Annotated in this window: 16 protein-coding genes; 12 read left to right on the forward strand and 4 right to left on the reverse strand. The window is 56.3% G+C overall.

The genetic code is table 11. The features are described 5' to 3' along the window. The first annotated feature begins 24 nt into the window (after positions 1–24). The 12 genes from CSQ93_RS24470 to CSQ93_RS24525 all read left to right on the forward strand — a co-directional run bounded on the left by CSQ93_RS24470 (position 25) and on the right by CSQ93_RS24525 (position 14,553). Entirely contained in the window at positions 25–3,372 is a 3,348-nt protein-coding gene (locus tag CSQ93_RS24470; RefSeq protein ID WP_099380281.1) for a type VI secretion system Vgr family protein, read from the forward strand. Beyond that, positions 3,369–4,910 (forward strand): hypothetical protein, encoded by a 1,542-nt coding sequence (locus CSQ93_RS24475; RefSeq protein WP_099380282.1) that lies wholly within the window; start codon positions 3,369–3,371, stop codon positions 4,908–4,910. Before CSQ93_RS24470 ends, CSQ93_RS24475 begins: the two co-directional genes overlap by 4 nt. Before the next feature lie 2 nt (positions 4,911–4,912). Then, entirely contained in the window at positions 4,913–5,923 is a 1,011-nt protein-coding gene (locus tag CSQ93_RS24480) for a PoNe immunity protein domain-containing protein (RefSeq protein ID WP_081922354.1), read from the forward strand. Between the two features lie 92 nt (positions 5,924–6,015). Beyond that, complete coding sequence (locus tag CSQ93_RS24485) at positions 6,016–6,429, forward strand: PoNe immunity protein domain-containing protein (RefSeq protein WP_233516328.1); 414 nt, start codon at positions 6,016–6,018, stop codon at positions 6,427–6,429. Beyond that, positions 6,416–7,861 carry a type VI immunity family protein gene (locus CSQ93_RS29260; RefSeq protein ID WP_199534498.1) on the forward strand — a complete coding sequence of 482 codons (1,446 nt, stop codon included), beginning with the start codon at positions 6,416–6,418 and terminating at the stop codon, positions 7,859–7,861. Before CSQ93_RS24485 ends, CSQ93_RS29260 begins: the two co-directional genes overlap by 14 nt. 190 nt (positions 7,862–8,051) lie before the next feature. Further along, complete coding sequence (locus CSQ93_RS24495; protein ID WP_158301345.1) at positions 8,052–9,077, forward strand: PoNe immunity protein domain-containing protein; 1,026 nt, start codon at positions 8,052–8,054, stop codon at positions 9,075–9,077. A 90-nt stretch (positions 9,078–9,167) separates the two neighbouring features. Continuing rightward, complete coding sequence (locus CSQ93_RS24500; RefSeq protein WP_099380285.1) at positions 9,168–10,193, forward strand: PoNe immunity protein domain-containing protein; 1,026 nt, start codon at positions 9,168–9,170, stop codon at positions 10,191–10,193. Continuing rightward, positions 10,193–11,269 carry a type VI immunity family protein gene (locus CSQ93_RS29265; protein ID WP_199534499.1) on the forward strand — a complete coding sequence of 359 codons (1,077 nt, stop codon included), beginning with the start codon at positions 10,193–10,195 and terminating at the stop codon, positions 11,267–11,269. The genes CSQ93_RS24500 and CSQ93_RS29265 overlap by 1 nt, the downstream gene beginning before the upstream one ends. Beyond that, a complete protein-coding gene (locus tag CSQ93_RS24510) occupies positions 11,266–12,147 on the forward strand; it encodes a PoNe immunity protein domain-containing protein (protein WP_158301346.1) in 882 nt (293 codons plus the stop codon). The genes CSQ93_RS29265 and CSQ93_RS24510 overlap by 4 nt, the downstream gene beginning before the upstream one ends. A 1-nt stretch (position 12,148) precedes the next feature. After that, entirely contained in the window at positions 12,149–13,066 is a 918-nt protein-coding gene (locus CSQ93_RS24515; RefSeq protein ID WP_099380288.1) for a PoNe immunity protein domain-containing protein, read from the forward strand. 33 nt (positions 13,067–13,099) lie between these two features. Beyond that, the gene (locus tag CSQ93_RS24520; protein WP_099380289.1) at positions 13,100–13,453 is read left to right on the forward strand and encodes a PoNe immunity protein domain-containing protein; all 354 of its coding nucleotides are present in this window, start codon (positions 13,100–13,102) and stop codon (positions 13,451–13,453) included. Further along, positions 13,450–14,553: a hypothetical protein gene (locus tag CSQ93_RS24525; RefSeq protein WP_099380290.1), complete on the forward strand. Its 1,104-nt coding sequence runs from the start codon at positions 13,450–13,452 to the stop codon at positions 14,551–14,553. Before CSQ93_RS24520 ends, CSQ93_RS24525 begins: the two co-directional genes overlap by 4 nt. Positions 14,554–14,571: 18 nt before the next feature. On the opposite strand, the gene CSQ93_RS24530 is transcribed toward CSQ93_RS24525, so the two are convergent. The 4 genes from CSQ93_RS24530 to CSQ93_RS24545 all read right to left on the reverse strand — a co-directional run. Further along, positions 14,572–16,215, reverse strand: coding sequence for a T6SS phospholipase effector Tle1-like catalytic domain-containing protein (locus tag CSQ93_RS24530; RefSeq protein WP_099380291.1), 1,644 nt, complete (start codon positions 16,213–16,215; stop codon positions 14,572–14,574). A 3-nt stretch (positions 16,216–16,218) separates the two neighbouring features. Further along, the gene (locus CSQ93_RS24535; RefSeq protein ID WP_158301347.1) at positions 16,219–16,881 is read right to left on the reverse strand and encodes a hypothetical protein; all 663 of its coding nucleotides are present in this window, start codon (positions 16,879–16,881) and stop codon (positions 16,219–16,221) included. Next, positions 16,878–17,813 (reverse strand): DUF4123 domain-containing protein, encoded by a 936-nt coding sequence (locus tag CSQ93_RS24540; protein ID WP_158301348.1) that lies wholly within the window; start codon positions 17,811–17,813, stop codon positions 16,878–16,880. The genes CSQ93_RS24535 and CSQ93_RS24540 overlap by 4 nt, the downstream gene beginning before the upstream one ends. A 2-nt stretch (positions 17,814–17,815) precedes the next feature. Continuing rightward, a partial coding sequence (locus CSQ93_RS24545) for a DUF2345 domain-containing protein (protein WP_158301349.1) occupies positions 17,816–18,102 on the reverse strand: 287 nt, incomplete at its 5' end.

An 18,102-nucleotide genomic window follows, 5' to 3' on the forward strand; every position in this document is an offset into this window, starting at 1 on the left:
TTTCGCCACACGGAGTTCCAGTCAATGTCCGAATTGGTCCAAGCAAGCGCGTCGCCGTCACCCGGTACGTCACCCGTTGCCAACGGTTTCAGCCAGGCCACGCGCCTGCTGAAGCTGAGCACGCCCCTGGGCCCGGACAAGCTGCTGGCCGAATGCGTGCGCGGCGAGGAAGGCCTGGGACTGGGCTATGCCTTCCACATCGCCGCCCTGTCGCTCGACGCGGCCATTCCCCTCAAGTCACTGATCGGCCAGCCCATCCTGCTGGAATTGCTCATGGCCGATGGCGGCTGGCGCCCGTTCCACGGCCACGTCACCGCCGTCGAACTGGCGGGCGCGAACGGCGGCTTTGCCCGCTACAACCTGACCATGCAGCCGTGGACGGCCTTCCTGGCGCACGGCCGCGACAGCCGCGTCTTCCAGGACCTGGCGGTACCCGACATCCTCGAAGTCGTCTTTGCCCGCTACCAGGGCCAGGGCATGCTGGCGCCGGCCTGGCGCTTCGACCTGCTCGACCGCGCAATCTATCCGAAACGCAGCATCTGCAGCCAATACCAGGAAAGCGACTGGGCCTTTGCCGAGCGGCTGATGAGCGAGGAAGGCCTGTTTTATTATGCCGAACACACGGGCGACGCGGGCAGCGCCAGCCTGGGCAGCCACACCCTCGTCATCGCCGACCACAACGGCAGCTTCAAGCCCAACACCCAGGCCAGCATTGCCTACAGCCAGCCAGGCGCCGTCATGCCGCAAGACACGATGGACCGCTGGCGCATGCAGCTGCGCCAGCAAACCAACGGCATCGAACTGTCCAGCTGGGATTACCGCGCACTGGGCCTGCGCCCCATCAGCGCCGCCAGCGCCCATGACGGAACGATGGCGCTGGTCAGCCGCGACGCGCCCGGCGCCTATGCCTACCCGTCGCGCGAACACGGACAACGGCTTGCCGAGCGCCAGTTGCAGGCGCTGACGGCGGCCAGGGAAGTGTTTACGGGCGCCGGCACCGTGCGCACCCTGGCGCCCGGCACCACGTTTACCCTGAGCGGTCAGGCGCAAACGGATGCGGCGGGCGGTGGCGACGCTGCAAGCTTCCTCGTCACCCGCACGGTGCACCTGATGCATAACAACCTCGATGCGGAACTCGGCGGCGGCCTGCTGCAGCGCTTCGGCCAGGGCTTGCTCGACGCGCTGATCGGCGAAGAGGCGGCCGGCAGCCTGCATGCCGTCGGCGACACCATCAGCGAACGCCCGCCCTACCGCAACCGCATCGACGCCATCCGCAGCAAGGTCCCCTACCGCAGCACCTATGCCAACGACCACGGCCAGCTGCTGCATCCACGCCCCGTCATCATGGGCCAGCAGACCGCCATCGTCGTCGGCCCGGCCGGCGCCCAGCTGCATACGGACCGCGACCACCGCATCAAGGTGCAATTCCACTGGCAGCGGGGGGCGCAAAGCCATAGCCGGCTGGCGCATCCGGCGGCCGACGGCCACACGGGCGCGCCCGGCGACGACAGCGCCGGCACCTGGGTCAGGGTCGCCACGCCGCTGGCCCCCGTCGCCGGCGCCAACTGGGGCAGCAACGCCCTGCCCCGCGTGGGCCAGGAAGTGCTCGTCGATTTCCTGGAAGGCAATATCGACCGTCCCGTCGTCATCGGCACGCTGTACAACGGCCGCGGCCAGGCGGACGCGCAAAACAACCAGGTCAGCCAGGGCACGGGCGCGGCGACGGGCAACGCGCCGGCCTGGTTTCCCGGCCAGGCCGGCGCCCATGCCCACCCGGCGGCCTTGTCGGGCATCAAGACGCAGGCATTGCCAACGAGCCAGGGCGGCGGTGGCGCCTACAGCCAGCTGGTGTTCGACGACAGCCCGGGCCAGGGCCGCGTCGCCCTGCAGCGCCACGCCGGCCCCCATCAGGGAACGGCCGAACTGAACCTGGGCCATTTGCGGCACCAGAGCGACAACCAGCGGCTGGCGCCGGCCGGCTTTGGCGCCGAGCTGAAAACGGAACACAGCGCCGCCCTGCGCGCGGGAGCGGGCATGCTGCTGTCGGCGCATGGCCGCGATGCTGGCGGCAGCCAGATGGATGCGCAGGAAGCGCTGGAACAGCTCAGGCAAAGCTTGCAACTGCAGACCTCGCTGACTGAGCAGGCGCAGAAACATTTCGCGCTCGAAATGCCCAGCCCGGCCACAGCCGGTGCGGCCGCGCCAGCTTCCGCTGCCACGCCGGACCAGACGGAGACGCCTTCGCCAGCCGCGCAGCTCCCCGCCCTCGCCCAGATGCAGCACAGCATCGAGGTCCTGGGCGCGACGGCCGAGGGCGCCGCCACGACGGGCCAGGGCCAGGGCCAGCAGGCGGCGGGCGGCGAAGGCCAGGCCAGCGCGTATGGCGACCCGCAACTGCAATTATCCAGCCCGTCCGGCATCGCCGCCACCACGCCAGCCAGCGCCGTCCTGGTCGCGGGCGGCAATGGCAGCCTGACGGCGGGCGCCGATCTCAACTTTGCGGCGCAAGGCAACAGCCTGTACGCGCTGGGCAAGGGCATCAGCCTGTTCACCTACGGCAAGGCCAGCAGCAAGGACAAGCCCAACCAGGAAACCGGTATCCGCCTGCATGCGGCCAGCGGCAAGGTCAGCAGTCAAAGCCAGTCCGATGCGACACGGCTGACGGCAGACAAGGCCATCACCGTCAGCAGCACCGCCAAGAGCGTCACGGCGGCGGCCAAGCAGCACATCCTGATGACGGCCCAGGGCGCGTACATCCGCCTCGAAGGCGGCAACATCATGCTGCACGGCCCCGGAAAAATCGATTTCAACGCCAGCATGAAGGAATTGACGGGACCGGCAAGCAGCACCCCAAAATTACCTTTGTTGCCACAGGCTGGGGACGTAAGCAATTTCATGGAATTGAATTATCGCTGGGATGATTTACAGCCCATGGTGGGGGCGCCATACGCCTTGCTGTTCGACAATGGCACCCGCCTGGAAGGCAAGCTCGATGCAAACGGCTTTGCCCGTCTGGAAAACCTGCCTGATCGCAATGCCGTCGTGATCTACGGCGAAGACGAAAGGGAAGCGGTTCCCCGCCACAAGCAGAAACCGAACCAGCTGGCTGGCAGCAAGCCGAAAAGCGACGACGAGGCGCAATCGGTCCTCGAACGCTATCTGGCGCAAGAGGCCGCTTACTACAAAGACAATTTCTTTCCGGATGAGCTCGCTGAAATGGCTGAGGACTTTCCTGCAGGCGCCACCGTCAGCACACTTGAATATGATTTTCACTACGACGATTATCGCTACAAGGACGAGGACAGCATTGCTGACAAAGCCGCAAGCAAAAGCTACCGGGACTTGCACGATCAGGAAGGCGACGAGTCATGAGCGGCCTCACCCCTACCGTCCCGGCCAACGCGATCCGTGGCGCCTCGCCTGCCAGCCGGGCGCTCAGGCAGGCCGATGACGGCATCGGTACTTGGCTGAGTGACCTCGTCACTGGTTCGGGCTCATCTCCCGCGCACATCATCATCACCGGTATTCTCGGTGTCGTCCCTGGTGTGGGACAGGCCATGGATGCGCGCGACTTGATCCTTGGCATCATTGTCATCAGCAAATCGCCGTCCGCCATCGGCGCCTGGGTGGAACTGGCCATCACCCTGGTCGGTTGCGTACCCGCCGTGGGCGATACGCTCAAGGTCGGCTTCAAGCTGATGAACAAGGGACACAATTTTGGCCGTGTGCTGGAAGCCGTCTCGCCCAAGCTGCGCGGCAACGTCGAAAAATTCATGCGCAAGATCGACTGGAACGTACTGGCCCGTGAAAGCAAGAGCTTGTTCAAGGGTGTAATCGATACGTTTATCGACGGCATCGATAGCTGGATCGTCAAAGCCGTGGCGGGAAAGTCGGAAGTCAAGCTGTTGATCCAGGAAATGCAGGCAATCCAGAAGCGCGGACCCAAAATGATCGAGGACGCCTTCGCCGAACTGAAAAAACTGCATGGCAAGATGATGGGCCATGACCTGCCGCACAACACGGCTGCGGTCGGCAACGCGACAGGAAAAGGCGTGCAGCATGCAGCACAGGAGGCGGGAAAGGACATTGCCGGCAAGGAAGCAAAAGCCGCCAGCAAGGCCGAAAAGAGACTTGCAGCGAAAAAGAACAAGGACGTCACCGGCAATCAGGCCAAGCCCAATTCCAGCAAGGTCAATACCAAGAAAAAAGGCGAAAAGAAAAAGCAAGGCTGGCACACCGGCGTACCGGCCGAGCACATCACGGATTACTTCGTGAAGAAAAGACATGCGCTGTTCAAGAAGGCGAACAATGCCGGCAAGCTGACCGAAGAGCATAGCCTGCCGCACGCAGGACTCGATCATCTGTGGTTCAAAGGCGCTGCACTTAGCCAGCCTTTCGTTGTCGGCGAAACCAAGTCGAGCCTGTTCGATGCCTTCCGCCTGATGGCGGCGCTACCGGCCGATCTGCAGGAAAAATTCAGTTCCCTGAGGGCGGACGAAGCGGCGAATCCCACGAAAAACAATAACAAACCGAATATTTTCGAAAATGCGGACCGCGATGCCCATGCAAATCAAGACGTAAAAATAGGGAACCAGGAAGCGGATGAAAAAGAACTGAGAAAGGGCTTGAACAAGGAAAATAAAGAAACGAAGCTGCCGACGCAAATGAGCCACGAATGGATCGCCCGCTCGATAAAATCGGAGAAACTGACGGCTACCGGAGTCACCATCAAGCCCTTGATGAAAAAATACGCGGCAGGCCAGCTGCTCAATCCCAAAGCCAGCCCCCCCTATCTGCGCTGGATTTCACTGGTCACCGGTCGTCAATTGACCAAGCATCGGCAGTCAAAGGGGCGCAATCATGAAATCCAGTTGATGCTGGATATTCCAGAAAATATATTAAGGAAATAAGCATGCAGACACTGGATGAAAAGACTTTTCTCGCATCCCGTAGGGAGTTGCTGTTGTCATACGCCATCTATGTTGAAAGCAAAGACAGCCAGGACGAGTGCTTCGACATGGTGGAGGCAGGCTTGCAACAGCCCGCGGAAGTACTGCAGAATATCCCGCCAGAAAACTTCATGACGGCGACGCGCCAGCGGGCCTGGGAAGGTATCGACCAGCTCACCCTGGCCTACAGCGCCGGCCATACGACAGCCGATCTGCGCGCGCTGTATCCCACGATATTGGAATATTGGGAAGAGTTTGCCAGATATGACACGGCTTTTGACCTGCAGGCCAGCGCCGCGGAACGGGGCTTTCCCCACTTCGCCCTGCCCGATGTCGCATACGAACAAGTCAACCGGATGATCTGCCTTGGCATTCTCCTGGGTTGGGGTAATTTGCTGCCCCGCTTGGCGCCTGTCATCGATTTCAACAACCATGAAAAAGATGGGCTGGTTGAACGCCTGCTGGCATTTTCCATCGATGGCAGGGATACCGACTGGCCGGAATGCACGCGCCACCTGCCCTATTTCAAGACACTCAAGATATTCGCGGCAGAAGAAAAAGATCGTCCGGCGTTGATGCAGGACTACCTGGAAGAATGGTATTACGCCAGCCGCCGTGAACCCTACTATGACAGTCACGAGCGCGATACGTCATTTTTAGGCTACTGGTCATGGGAAGCGGCAGCCATCACCTGCCTGCTCGATATCGACGACAGCAGCTATCGCGATGCCACATTCTATCCGGCAGACCTGACGGCCTTTTTCCGGCAGGCACGCGTGGACTATGAACCGGACGGCGGCGGTCCTGTGCCGGCAAACGAGTTGCGCGCCAAGGCTGGCGACCCCTGCCCCAAGGCGGGAACGTGGGAATCGCTCGATATTCCTCCGCGTGCCATGTCGTATGAGCGGGAACAGCCCATGCTCGACCTCGAGTCAGGATATGGATTGACTGTCTGGCGATATCTGGAAAATTGAATATGCCCGCGGGGCGCCAGGCGCTCAAAAACATCCCGAGGCGGCAAGATGCCGGTTTTCGATGACTCCAACTATGGGGAAACAATTTGGTATTGGAGTACGGAACGGTATCCGGCCATGAAAATCATCCGCGCTGGTACGATGAGCATCTCAAAATCAGCGAGGAAGGCTATGCCGCCTTTTACGGCTACGTGACATTCGAAGCGGCTGCGACCGTCTTTATGCTCGACCTGGACGACAGCCAGATCGAGCATCTCGTCTACCCCAAAGACCTGGTCGATTATGCACGACAGTTATGGGAAGATGGCCGCTACACCAGTCAGGAAACAGAACCACTGATACGCAAGGGACGCGTCGAGGGCGGCCAGTCCTGCCCTCAAACAGGCTTCTGGGAAACCCCAGCAAAATTACACAGCCGCAGTCATTTTGAGCAGGGCCAAATCATGCCTGTTTTTGATGATGCGGCATACGGTGAAACCATCTGGCATTGGAGTGAAGACCAATAGCCAATTTCCCATCTGGCACAGCCAGCGACTGGCCCAGCGCCGGGCTGCGTCAGCGCATGAGCCTCTGGAATGGCGCGCCTACGCAGGCCGGTCAGCGGCAAGCACTGGACATTCGGCTGCCAACCCGCAGATTGGAACAGGGCGAGATCATGAGCAATCTGGATGCTGCCTGTGGCTTGACGGTATGGCATTTTCTGAAGGTATAAAAAACAACGACGTGAGAGGAGAAAAGATGAGCACAACGGAACGTTTTTTTACTGCCGAAGATGTAGAGGGAATGGTTGCGGACCTCAAGGAATGGCCAAACATGTCCTGTGACGATGGAAATCAAGATCTAGGTGTGTCTCCATTTACTACTTTCTATTTCCTCTACAACACTAAGCATCACCTTGATACGTCACTGCTGATGGTGGGTATTCATGAGGAATTTGAACGACTGACAAGGAATCCCTATCTTATTGGCACGCATCCCGATTCGGAACGTCCTCACCCTTACGGCTCAAAGCGTTTGCCAGATCTGCGTGAATTTGCTCGAAAAACAAGAAAAACAGACTATTTCGCCTTCAATTTTACCGATCAGAAAAAACATAACTCGTCTCCTTCTACTGCTGGATATTTCTGGAAAATGCGGGACTATATGAATGACAATCCCGAACCATCAAACAAGGTTTACTCATCCATTCAATTCTACTATCGCTGGTCATGGTGGAAGGACAACAAGAATGCGTGGCGGCAGTTTGTTCTGAAAACCATGGAAAAACTAAAACCTGATCAGGTTTACAGCGGCTTTTCGATGGCCAATCCGCTTGCCTTCGGTACCCGCTCAGAAGTGACCGTGTGGGAACGCTCTCTGGCGCCGCGATTTTTTGGTTTGGACATTGATTATCCTTTTTCCATGAACGGCTCGCTGGCAGACGGCATCCGCCCGCCAACCTGGGGCTTTTTGCTATCGGATACGTGGCGTGAAAAATTGGACCTGAGCCGCGACCAGATAAAACTCAGCCTGCAGCATCCGCAAATCCGGATCGACGAGCTCGATTCCGGCCTATGGATCGAACTAGGCGAGGAGCCCGCGCTCTACCCGGTAGAGGACGGCGTGCCGGAATTGCCGGCGCTGCTCAACAAGCTGCTCAAGCCGATCCGCAACGACCACATGGCCCTGCTGGGCTTTGGCCAATGGGACGGCGATCCCAACGAACGCTTCAACGACGCCGACTCGCTGCGCTGGATGCGGCGCTTCGATGCCGACAGCGACTGGCCCAGCGCCGAGCTGCGTCAGCGCCGCGATGACGGCGGCCCGGATGACGCCGCGCCAGCACAGGAGCCTTTGGAATTGCGCGCCTACGCCAGCGAGGCCTGCCCGCAGGCCGGACAATGGCAAGCGCTGGACATTCCGCCGCAACCCGGCGATTTGAACAGGGCGAGATCATGAGCAATCTGGATTCCGCCTACGGCTTGACAGTGTGGCGCTTCCTGAACGCATGAAGAAACAGCGACGGTACTGATGTTCGAGACCATCGACCTGATGCTCGATTGGAAAAGGCAATCATGCATTGCGGTTCGAGCATACGCATACCTTCTTTGACACGAATACAATTTACCCAAGAGAAAAGCACGTAGCCATGGAAGATTTACCCTTTCATCAACGACGTAGACAGCATTTTCTCCATGAAGAACTTTATCAAAAAACACGGACAAATCAGCTTTCCTTGATCCGGGGAGGAGAGGAAAACAGAAAGGATGCATATTCGATAGGCGAAAGTTCCTCCGTTCATCATTTTCTGTATCTGGAATTGCTCTGGATATGGATGCTTGACTACACGGCAGGCATAGCCCTCGATCAACTGGCGCCTCGAATCGCCGATATTGTGGACAAATTTGAAGTGTGGAACGAAGTGGATCAAAAGTATCAGCAGGAGTGTGCGCTGAAGCTGCCTGAATATGGTCCGTATACATATTCGGGGGCGCCCGATTTCTCGAAACTTTCCGACTACGAAGACACGCTGCAACTGCTGAGCATTGCCATCTTGGTACGCGATCAGCGTTCTGTCCAACGCATCATCCACGTACTACGTAGCCATCGCGGTCAAGATGGCCTGTTCGAGCAATTGATCAGTGCTTATGCCGACAACGTCGTCGAGCGCGATACCTGCGTACTTGGCGCCCCTTATGACACCTTGCTACATGTGTTTTATGAAGAAGATGAAACGGCCACACTCACCTTGCTCAAGAAATATCTGCAACAGTGGTATCCGGTAATGAAGGATCATCCACGCTGGCATGACGAGCATCTTAGAATCAGCGAAGAGGGCTATGCCGGCTATTATGGCTATTGGGCATTTGAAGCCGGAGCGGCGGTCTTTATTCTCGACCTGGACGACAGCGCTATTGATCATCTTGTCTACCCCAAAGACCTGGTCAATTATGGCCGCAAGTTACGCGCGGAACACCGTTACACCAGTATGGATACTGAATTAATAAATAAGGCCGGTCGTGTCGAGGGAGACCAACCCTGCCCGCAAACCGGCTTCTGGGAAACCCAAGCAAAGTTACACAGCCGTAGCCATTTTGAGCAAGGTGACAGAATGCCAGTTTTCGATGACTCTAGATATGGAGAAACCATTTGGTATTGGAGTACGGAACAGTAACCTCCATGACAGCATGGGAGATGCTTCCCTCGAAATTCGTCAGCGCTGATATATATTAACGTTCCACGGTGTTTAGCTTACAGGGAAACAATGAGTACCAGTTCATTCAATGCGCGGCGCCGGCAAAAATTTCTCCATGAAGACATTTACCATAACACGCGAAAAAACCAGCTCGAATTATTTGAAGGACAACTTCTCAACAAAAATATCGCTGAGTCGACACAAAGTCAAACTGTCATTTACCAGTTTTTGTATTTGGAAGCGTTCTGGATATGGATACTCGACTATACGGCAGGTGAACCGCTTGATGCACTGGCGCCGCGCATTGCAGACATCGTGGATAAATTTGAAGAATGGAACGAGGTGGATCAACTCTATCAGCAAGAATTGGCGCTCGATTTTCCAGAAGATGGGCCATATGAATATGAGGGTGCGCCGCAGTTTTCCATCCTTTCCGATTATGAAGACACGCTTCAACTGCTCAGCATCGCCATCCTGCTACGCGATCAGTGTTCGGTGCGACGCATCATCCACGTACTGCGCAGCCACCGTGGCCACGATGGGCTGTTCGAGCAATTGATTGGCGCATATGTCGAGGACAGTCAAGACCTGGACACCTGCATTATCAGCAAGCCCTACAACACTCTGCTGCAAGTATTCTATGAAGAAGACGACAACGCTGCCTTAGCCCTGCTCCAGAAGTATTTGAAACAGTGGTATCCGGCCATGAAAAATCATCCGCGCTGGTACGATGAGCATCTCAACATCAACGAGGAAGGCTATGCCGCGTATTACGGTTACTGGGCCTTTGAAGCGGGGGCGACCGTATTTATACTCGACCTGGACGACAGCCAGATCAACCATCTGGTCTATCCCAAAGACCTGGTCGACTATACGCGAACATTATGGGAAGAAGGCCGCTACACCAGTCAGGAAACAGAGCCACTGATACGCAAGGGGCGCGTCGAGGGCGGCCTGCCCTGCCCGCAAACAGGCTTCTGGGAAAACCCAGCAAAGTTGCACAGCCGTAGCCATTTTGAGCAAGGCAAAATCATGCCTGTTTTTGACGATGCGGTACATGGCGAAACCATCTGGTACTGGAGTGAAGAACAATAATGAGTACAAGGGACAGTTTTCTTGGCAATAACGATATCGAAGGATTTGTTTCCGATCTCAAGGAGTGGCCGAATTCATCTTATGGAAATGACCATATCACACATAATGTCAGCCCTTTCGTCAGCTTTTATTTTCTCTACGACAGCAAGCATTATCTTGATACGTCACTGCTAATGGTGGATATACATGAGCAATTTGAGCGTCTGACGGGAAACCCCTATCTTATTGGCACGCACCCTGATTCGGAACGTACTCACCCTTACGGCTCAAAGCGTTTGCCAGATTTGCGTGAATTTGCTCGAAAAACAAAAAAAGAAGACTATTTCGCCTTCAATTTTACCGATCAGAAAAATCATATTTCCTCTCCTGCCACGGCAGGATATTTTTGGAAAGTTCGGGATTATATGAACGACGACGCGGTCCCATCAAACAGAACCTATTCGTCGATTCAATTTTACTATCGTTGGTCATGGTGGCTCGAAAATAAAGACGCCTGGAGACAATTTGTCCTTCAAACGGCTGGAATCCTTGATGCTGCGCAGGTATACAGCGGCTTTGCCATGGCGACGCCATTGGCGTATGGCTCCCGATCGGAAGTCTCAGTCTGGGAACGTTCTCTGACAACCCATTTTTACGGACTTGATATCGATGATTATCTCGGCATGCACGGTGAATTGGCGGTAGGTATCCGTCCCCCCACGTGGGGCTTTCTGCCGTCGGACACCTGGCGCGAGAAACTGGATATCAGCCGCGAGCAGGTCAAGCTCAACCTCCATCATCCAAGCATCAAAATAGAAGAACTCAGCGTGGGGCTATGGATTGAATTGGGCGAAGAGCCGTCGCTTTACCCGGTTGAAGATGGTGTCCCGGCACTGCCGGTATTACTCAACAAATTGCTCAAGCCGATACGTCATGATCATATGGGCCTGCTAAGTGGCGCCCAATGGAATGGCGACCCCAACGAACGCTTCAACGACGCCGACTCGCTGCGCTGGATGCGGCGCTTCGACGCCGACAGCGACTGGCCCAGCGCCGAACTGCGCCAGCGAGCAGCAAAAACGACGGGGAAACAATGATCACCGCCCCGTTCGACGTGCGGCGCCGGCAGAAATTTCTCTACGAAGATCTTTACCATAAAACGCGGGGAAATCTGCTCGCATTAATTGAAGTCCGACTTGCAAATGAAAAGATAGTGGAATCAACGCTGGAAAACTCTGTGGCGCATCAGTTTCTGTATTTGGAAGCGTTCTGGATCTGGATGCTGGACTACACAGCGGGTGAACCGATCGATGCACTGGCGCCGCGTATCGCCGGCATCGTGGACAGGTTTGAAGAATGGAATGAGATCGATCAATTCTGTCAACAGGAAGCGGCGCTTGAGTTTCCGGATTATGGACCGTACGAATACAACGGAGCGCCGGACTTTTCCACCCTTGCAAATTACGAGAACACGCTACAACTACTCAGCATTGCGATATTATTGCGCGATCAACATTCGGTCTTACGCATCATCCATGTGCTACGCAGTCACCGTGGCCAGGATGGCTTATTTGAGCAATTGATAGGCGCATATGTCGAGGATAAGCAAGATCTCGATTCGTGCATTCTCGAAAAGCCCTATGATACTTTGCTTCAGGTTTTCTATGAAAATAATGAGAGAGAGACACTCAAACTGGTCCAGAAATACCTGAAACAGTGGTATCCAGCCATGAAAGGTCATCCCCGCTGGTACGACGGGCATCTGAGAATCAGGGACGAGGGATACGCTCCCTATTACGGTTACTGGGCATTTGAAGCGGGTGCGACGGTTTTTTTACTTGACCTGGACGACAGCCAGATCGACCATCTGGTCTACCCCAAAGACCTGGTCGATTATGCGCGCCAGCTACGGAAAGAGAGCCGCCACAGCAGCGTGGAGATGAAACCATCTGCAAAACGAGAACGCGGCGAATAAAATGAAAAATCCACCATTCGATGATCGCCGCCGCCAACAATTTCTTTGTCGGCAGTTATATGAAAAAACCCTGGAGAATTCACGTGCGCTGCTACAAGTTCAGCTAAGAAACAAGGAATCAGCTGAATGCGCTGGAGACACCAGTTTGGCTTGCCATTTCCTATATCTGGAAAATTTCTGGATCTGGATGCTGGATTACACCGCTGGCGTGCCAATCGAGGAACTTGCGCCACGGCTGTCCGATATCGTGGACAGGTTTTCGGAATGGAACGAAGCCGATCAACATCAACAAAAGAAAATGTTGTCGCAATACCCCGAGTATGGCCCATACAAATACAGGGCGGCGCCAAATTTCGGCGACCTTTCCGATTATGAAGATACGCTGCAATTACTAAGTGTCGCCATATTATTGCGCGATCAGCGCTCGGTCATGCACATCATCCGCATATTTCGCAGTCACCGAAGACAGGACGGCCTGTTTGAACAGCTGATTGGCGCATATGTGGACGATGAGATGCCCCTCGATAGCTGCGTACTGGGCCAGCCCTACGAGACGTTGCTGCAGACGGTATATGAAAGCGATGAAGGTGCGGCACAAACTCTCATTAAAAAATATTTGAAGCAGTGGTACCCTGCCATGAAGGATCATCCCCGCTGGTACAACGGCCATCTGCGCATTAGCGACGAGGGCTACGCTCCCTATTACGGTTACTGGGCATTTGAAGCGGGTGCAATGGCCTTTGTGTTTGACCTCGATGACAGCGGTATCGATCATTTCGCCTACCCGACAGCTCTCGTTGCGTATGGGCGTGCACTGCGCGAGGAAAACCGTTATACCAGCATAGATATGAATGCGGCGGACGATGTCGGACATGTCGAAGGCAAACAGCCCTGCCATGACACGGATTTTCGGGAGTAAGCATGCAGACTCTGGACGAACACACTTTTTTGGCTGGTCGAACGCCTGCTGGCCTTTTCCGTCGATGGCAGGGACACCGCCTGGCCAACATGCACGCGCCGCCAGCCCTATGTCAAGACGCTCAAGATATTTGCGGCAGAAAAACAAGAGCGTCCGGCATTGATGCAGGACTACCTGGCAAAATGGTATGACGCCAGCCGCCGCGAACCCTACCATGACAGCCACGCGCGCGACACGTCATTTTCGGGCTACTGGTCATGGGAAGCGGCAGCCATCACCTTCCTGCTCGATATCGACGACAGCAGCTATCGCGATGCCGCATTCTATCCCGCCGACCTGGTGGCATTCCAGCGTCAGCCACCCTCCATGCGATTGGATCCAGCATGAGCAACAAACCCGCCGTGATGGCAGCCTGTCTCATTTTCGCCATGCCCGCGCTTGCGCACGCCGCCGACGGCCCCTTCCCAGGGATTTACTCCGTCATCGATCCCGTCACGGGCATGACACAGGATGTGCTGAAGATCAAACCCTTCCTCGATGGCGAATTCAACGTCTTTCCCCGTTTCGCGGGCGAACGGGCATGGGCCGGCGTGCTCTCCGCCAAGGTCATGGGCGCCAGGGACGACTACCTGGCGGAAGCATTATTCCCTCAGGACGGCAAGGTGCGCGCCCTGGCGATAGAGGACATCGGCTACCTCTACTACACACCCGGCGGAAGTTATTCGCGCGACGGCCGCTCGGATACCGGCTACCTGAGCCATATCTTTGCCATCGGCATCAAGTCCATGCAGCGCCGTCCGCTGCTGGCAGGCCATGCAGAACGGGGCGAGCGCGGCCAGCATGACTACCGGCCCGGGGCCGATGAGGCAAAGATAGCGGTCAGCACCTTGAACTACAGCGCCCGCTCCATCCAGGTCGGCGTCAGCGATGCCGGCAATCCTGCCAACGCCGTCGATACCGATCCCCTGAACCCTTACATGAGCAGCGCCGCCAATTGCTGTTTCTACCTGCCAGCCGCCCCACAGAAGCCGGTACAGCTCAACATCGAGTACCGCTGGCTGCCGGACGGCAAGCCGGAAACGGGCACCTTGCCGCTGCCGGCCGGCACCGCCACCGAGGAACTGCTGGTCATCGTGCAAGCCGATGGCAAGCTGGCGCTGGAATTTCGCGCCCCGCACGCGTCGCTGTCGATGACGGCCGATGGCAGTGTCGAGGCTGGCAATGGCAGGCTGTATCCGGCCCTGCCCGCCGCCGAGCGCAAGGCCGTGCTGGCCGCGGAACTGGCGCGTCAAAAAAATTCGCTACAAGACATCACCAGAAAGCTGGAGAAAATGCCCGCGACGACACCGTTGCAGCTCACGCAGCAGGTGGCAGAACAGGTCGCAGAGCGGCAGAGCGCCGTGACCTATCTGGAAGCGTTTTCCGCATGCAAAGCGGCCGTACGCGAGTGCGACAAGCAAGCCAGGGCGGCGGTCCGCGCCAGATAGCGGCCAAGCCCGTTTCTGCTAGGCTATCGCCGTATTGCCACCTGCCGACGCTTCTTTCGGCACCAGCATCGCCTCTTTTACGCCGCCCAATTCCGGTTTTGAACCCTCATATCGCCAGTAAAGATATTTCTTGCCTCGTTTCCCCATGAAGTACTGCCGGTTTCGGGACCAGCGACTGGCTTCAACAAAGCCGATACTGGCGTCAGTCATCTGATTCTTGAATCCCGCAACAGAATCATGCACATAACGATCGAAGAATTTGTCAAATAAAGTCCGCTCCGCAACAGACATCGACTTTCGGAGCTTGCCTTTCCAGGCATCGTAGATCGCGTCTTCCAGCGGTTCCGTGGCACTACGAAAAAAGCCTGTTTTCTTTTCTGCGATATTCTGCACGTCGCGTTCCCATTCGCTGTCCGTCGTGGTCATGTATTTATCCGGCGTGGCATACATGACGGACTGCCCCTTTGCGATGATGGCTTCGCGTTCTTTGCGCGCCGCGCGCTGGCGTTCCGTGCGCCCCCAGCGCCAATGATAGTAATTGTTCATGTGGCTGATGACTTGTTTCTCGAGCCGCTTGTCTGCGCTGACGTGCTTCATGTAGGTGTCGAAGCATCCCTGCAATTCGCTGCTGATGTTAAACAGCGAGCCATAATCCTGAAGAACCTCTTCGGGAGACTTGAACGGCACCCCCGCCGCATATGCCGACAAATACATATTGCACAGCGGAATGCGCGACAATTCGTTTGAGCGTCCTTCCTGATTCATGTCGTCATAACCGCCGCCCACGTCGGAGTGTGCCCCGGGATAAAGGGTTTCCCGGCAGTTTGAGTCAGTGGCCTGATCGATTCGAATAGAATCGGATGGAAATTTCTCCCGCACTTCATGCGCTGCGACATAATGTTCGCAGAAGCGCACGTATGGTGGAATACGCAGATCGGCGGCCCATTCCGCATGGCCGCCCTCGTCTGCCAGATACATCACGCCCCCCCACACAGGTCCCAGGTAATATTTGAGATCGGACTCAAGGCGACTGCCGCCAAATCCCACCGAGGCCACGGTATCAAAAATGCCGAGGAAGTAAATCACCAGACGCGGCTGAATAAATCCGCCACTTTTGGTCCAGATCAGCCCATCTCCTTGCTGATAACATTGTCCTGCCAACTGACGCACAAAGGCCCGCGCCTGGGCTGCCCCCCGACTGAAGCCAAACACCGCAACATTGATTTGATTTACATGCGGCATGTGTTTGTCCACCCGCACCTTGAACTCCTTCAGCATCCAGCTGATCCGGGCCTGCCCTTTTGCAGCCGATGCCATGCCGAGCGCCCCATCGATTCCATCACCACTATCCTGAATCTCTGGAAACGGCGTGCCGACCCCTGGCGCATATATCGCGTAGGTCTTGTTCTTTTCATCGTCGGCCGTATGCGCAAATTTTCCCAATTTCGCAATATTGCTGTACTTTACCTTCGACGCAGCCAACGAGCCATTGCCATCTTTTTTGAAATTATTTCCAGTCCCGTCAAAAAAACAACTGATCCAGACGGGCTTTCGGCAATCCGACTCCTTCGCACATTTTTCCAGTTCCTTGCGATAAATTCCTCGCGCAAGCCGCTCACTCTTCGTGACGTCGCTAAGCCGGCGTATCGTTGGATTGCTCATGGTCTATTCCCTGTGCGGTGTCCGCGGTATGCCATAAAAAGGATTCTCGATTTCCTGCCTGCAGAACTGGCCTTGGGGAAGGCGCGCCGAATGCAGTTTTACCTGCTCGGCAGCAAGCGGCGCCTGCGTCTTGAATGTGCCCAGATGTGCCTGAACCGTACCATCGGCAAGAAAGTGCAAAACCACGGTGGTTGGGCGATCAGGCCCTTTGGCGGGCAGGATGTCCACAGTGGCCTGACACCAGCGGCTTCCAGGAGCACTCATCCGGGAAGTGCGTTCGTCATAGTCGACACCCGATTTTCCATCGTGGTAGGCCGTATCGAAAACCACGCTCCAGACCACGCGCACGCGCAGCGGTTTATCCACAGGACTATCCCAGATGAAACAGCAATTTCCACTGCTGAAACTGACTTTTTCACCATTGTCCATTTCCGCCTCGCTTGCGTCGCGAAAAAAAATGGAACCGCCGCTGGGCGCTTCATCGACATTGAATGGCAGTGAAATGCCCTTGAATGCGATCGAATAAATATCGTACGGCGTGTAGTTATATGACGTGGTAGTGAAGGTTTTCTCGCTTAATTCCTGTTGCAAGCGTTCTTCCTTCGCCCTGGAATCGCAAGCGGTCAAAATAAATAGGCACAACACGATGGAGGTCGGTTTTTTCATGTCGGGATCGCATTCATATTGGAAGCGGAAACTTCTTCGAGCGCAGCCCATTGCCCAGGAGTCCAGGCCAGGATCCGGTCACTGAAGGACTGCGGCGTTCCTTCGGCCTGCAAAGCGATGGCGGCGAGTGGGGCCAGATGAAAATCGGCACCTAACATGAGCGACAACATGCAGTAACTTTTCAAGTCTGTGGGCGAACTTAGTCCATATGCCTGCGCCCTGCCCAGTTGTTCAAAAAAAAAGTCGTAGCGCTGATCCGGAGGCAAACCATCGAGCGCCTGCGGATCATCGCTCTCCATTTGCTTCATCAGCATGTACGGCGATGCTCTATTCATCAGTTCGAGATATTGATGTTGTGTCAAAAGCATGCATTCACTGCCAGGCGGGGCAGGCGCCTCATTTTCCTCGCCAGGTACAATTTGTGGCACCCCACGCACGTCCTTGTACAACCAGCCCGTGATGCCTGCGAGTGCAGTCTTGCGCTGCGCCGTTTCCAGCACGTCCAGCCAGTGCGGCAGGATAAGCGGATCGTAGTAGCGCATGATCCACTCGGTACCGTCATCGTGCACCACCTCTGTCAACCAGGTCAGCCGTTCTAACAATTGCTGCAGGGGCTGGCCAGAAACAATCAGCGACATAAAATGGGCGCTGCCGGCAGTGCACAGCAATTTGGCGAGCAAGGGACATTTCTCGCGCTGCATATGCCGCAACAATATCGGGCCAGCGTACAGGGCGTCCGGCTCAGCCAATTCCCCCAACAGGGAATACAACTCAACGCTGTGATCGCCAGGCAAGCGGATACGGGCCACACCATCCAACTTGGCGCCATCAATCAAGCTGTAGAGGGTCTCCGACTTGTCGAGAGCAGGACTATCGAGCAGCGCAAGCAACTGCAAACCACACGCGGGGACCCCGCCATCGTTTTCGCGCATGATCATTCCCCCTTCGCGGCAAAGGGCGAGCCGCTCCTGGCCGCATTTAACAGACATTCCTTGCAAATACTGCGAGGCATTACCGGCAGTGGATAGCTTGCACGGGATGGCCCGTCAAAACTCTTCTTGCCCGCATGCACCGTAATCTTGCCGGGGCACTGGACGGTGATGTTGCCGCCCTCGATGGTGATGTTGGCGCCGCCCGCCGTCGACAGGCGGATGCTTTTCGCCGCCGCCCAGTCGATGTGCGCGGCGGCGCTGACGATATTGACTTCCTCGCGCGCCTGCA

It is taken from the genome of Janthinobacterium sp. BJB426 (assembly GCF_002735705.1).
In the GTDB taxonomy this organism is placed as follows: domain Bacteria; phylum Pseudomonadota; class Gammaproteobacteria; order Burkholderiales; family Burkholderiaceae_D; genus Janthinobacterium.

Bases quoted from the DNA above. Each gene is read 5' to 3' on its own strand.
- CSQ93_RS24470 (WP_099380281.1), top strand. From the start codon at position 25: ATGTCCGAATTGGTCCAAGCAAGCGCGTCGCCGTCACCCGGTACGTCA.
- CSQ93_RS24475 (WP_099380282.1), top strand. From the start codon at position 3,369: ATGAGCGGCCTCACCCCTACCGTCCCGGCCAACGCGATCCGTGGCGCC.
- CSQ93_RS24480 (WP_081922354.1), top strand. From the start codon at position 4,913: ATGCAGACACTGGATGAAAAGACTTTTCTCGCATCCCGTAGGGAGTTG.
- CSQ93_RS24495 (WP_158301345.1), top strand. From the start codon at position 8,052: ATGGAAGATTTACCCTTTCATCAACGACGTAGACAGCATTTTCTCCAT.
- CSQ93_RS24500 (WP_099380285.1), top strand. From the start codon at position 9,168: ATGAGTACCAGTTCATTCAATGCGCGGCGCCGGCAAAAATTTCTCCAT.
- CSQ93_RS29265 (WP_199534499.1), top strand. From the start codon at position 10,193: ATGAGTACAAGGGACAGTTTTCTTGGCAATAACGATATCGAAGGATTT.
- CSQ93_RS24510 (WP_158301346.1), top strand. From the start codon at position 11,266: ATGATCACCGCCCCGTTCGACGTGCGGCGCCGGCAGAAATTTCTCTAC.
- CSQ93_RS24515 (WP_099380288.1), top strand. From the start codon at position 12,149: ATGAAAAATCCACCATTCGATGATCGCCGCCGCCAACAATTTCTTTGT.
- CSQ93_RS24525 (WP_099380290.1), top strand. From the start codon at position 13,450: ATGAGCAACAAACCCGCCGTGATGGCAGCCTGTCTCATTTTCGCCATG.
- CSQ93_RS24530 (WP_099380291.1), bottom strand. From the start codon at position 16,215: ATGAGCAATCCAACGATACGCCGGCTTAGCGACGTCACGAAGAGTGAG.
- CSQ93_RS24535 (WP_158301347.1), bottom strand. From the start codon at position 16,881: ATGAAAAAACCGACCTCCATCGTGTTGTGCCTATTTATTTTGACCGCT.
- CSQ93_RS24540 (WP_158301348.1), bottom strand. From the start codon at position 17,813: ATGCGCGAAAACGATGGCGGGGTCCCCGCGTGTGGTTTGCAGTTGCTT.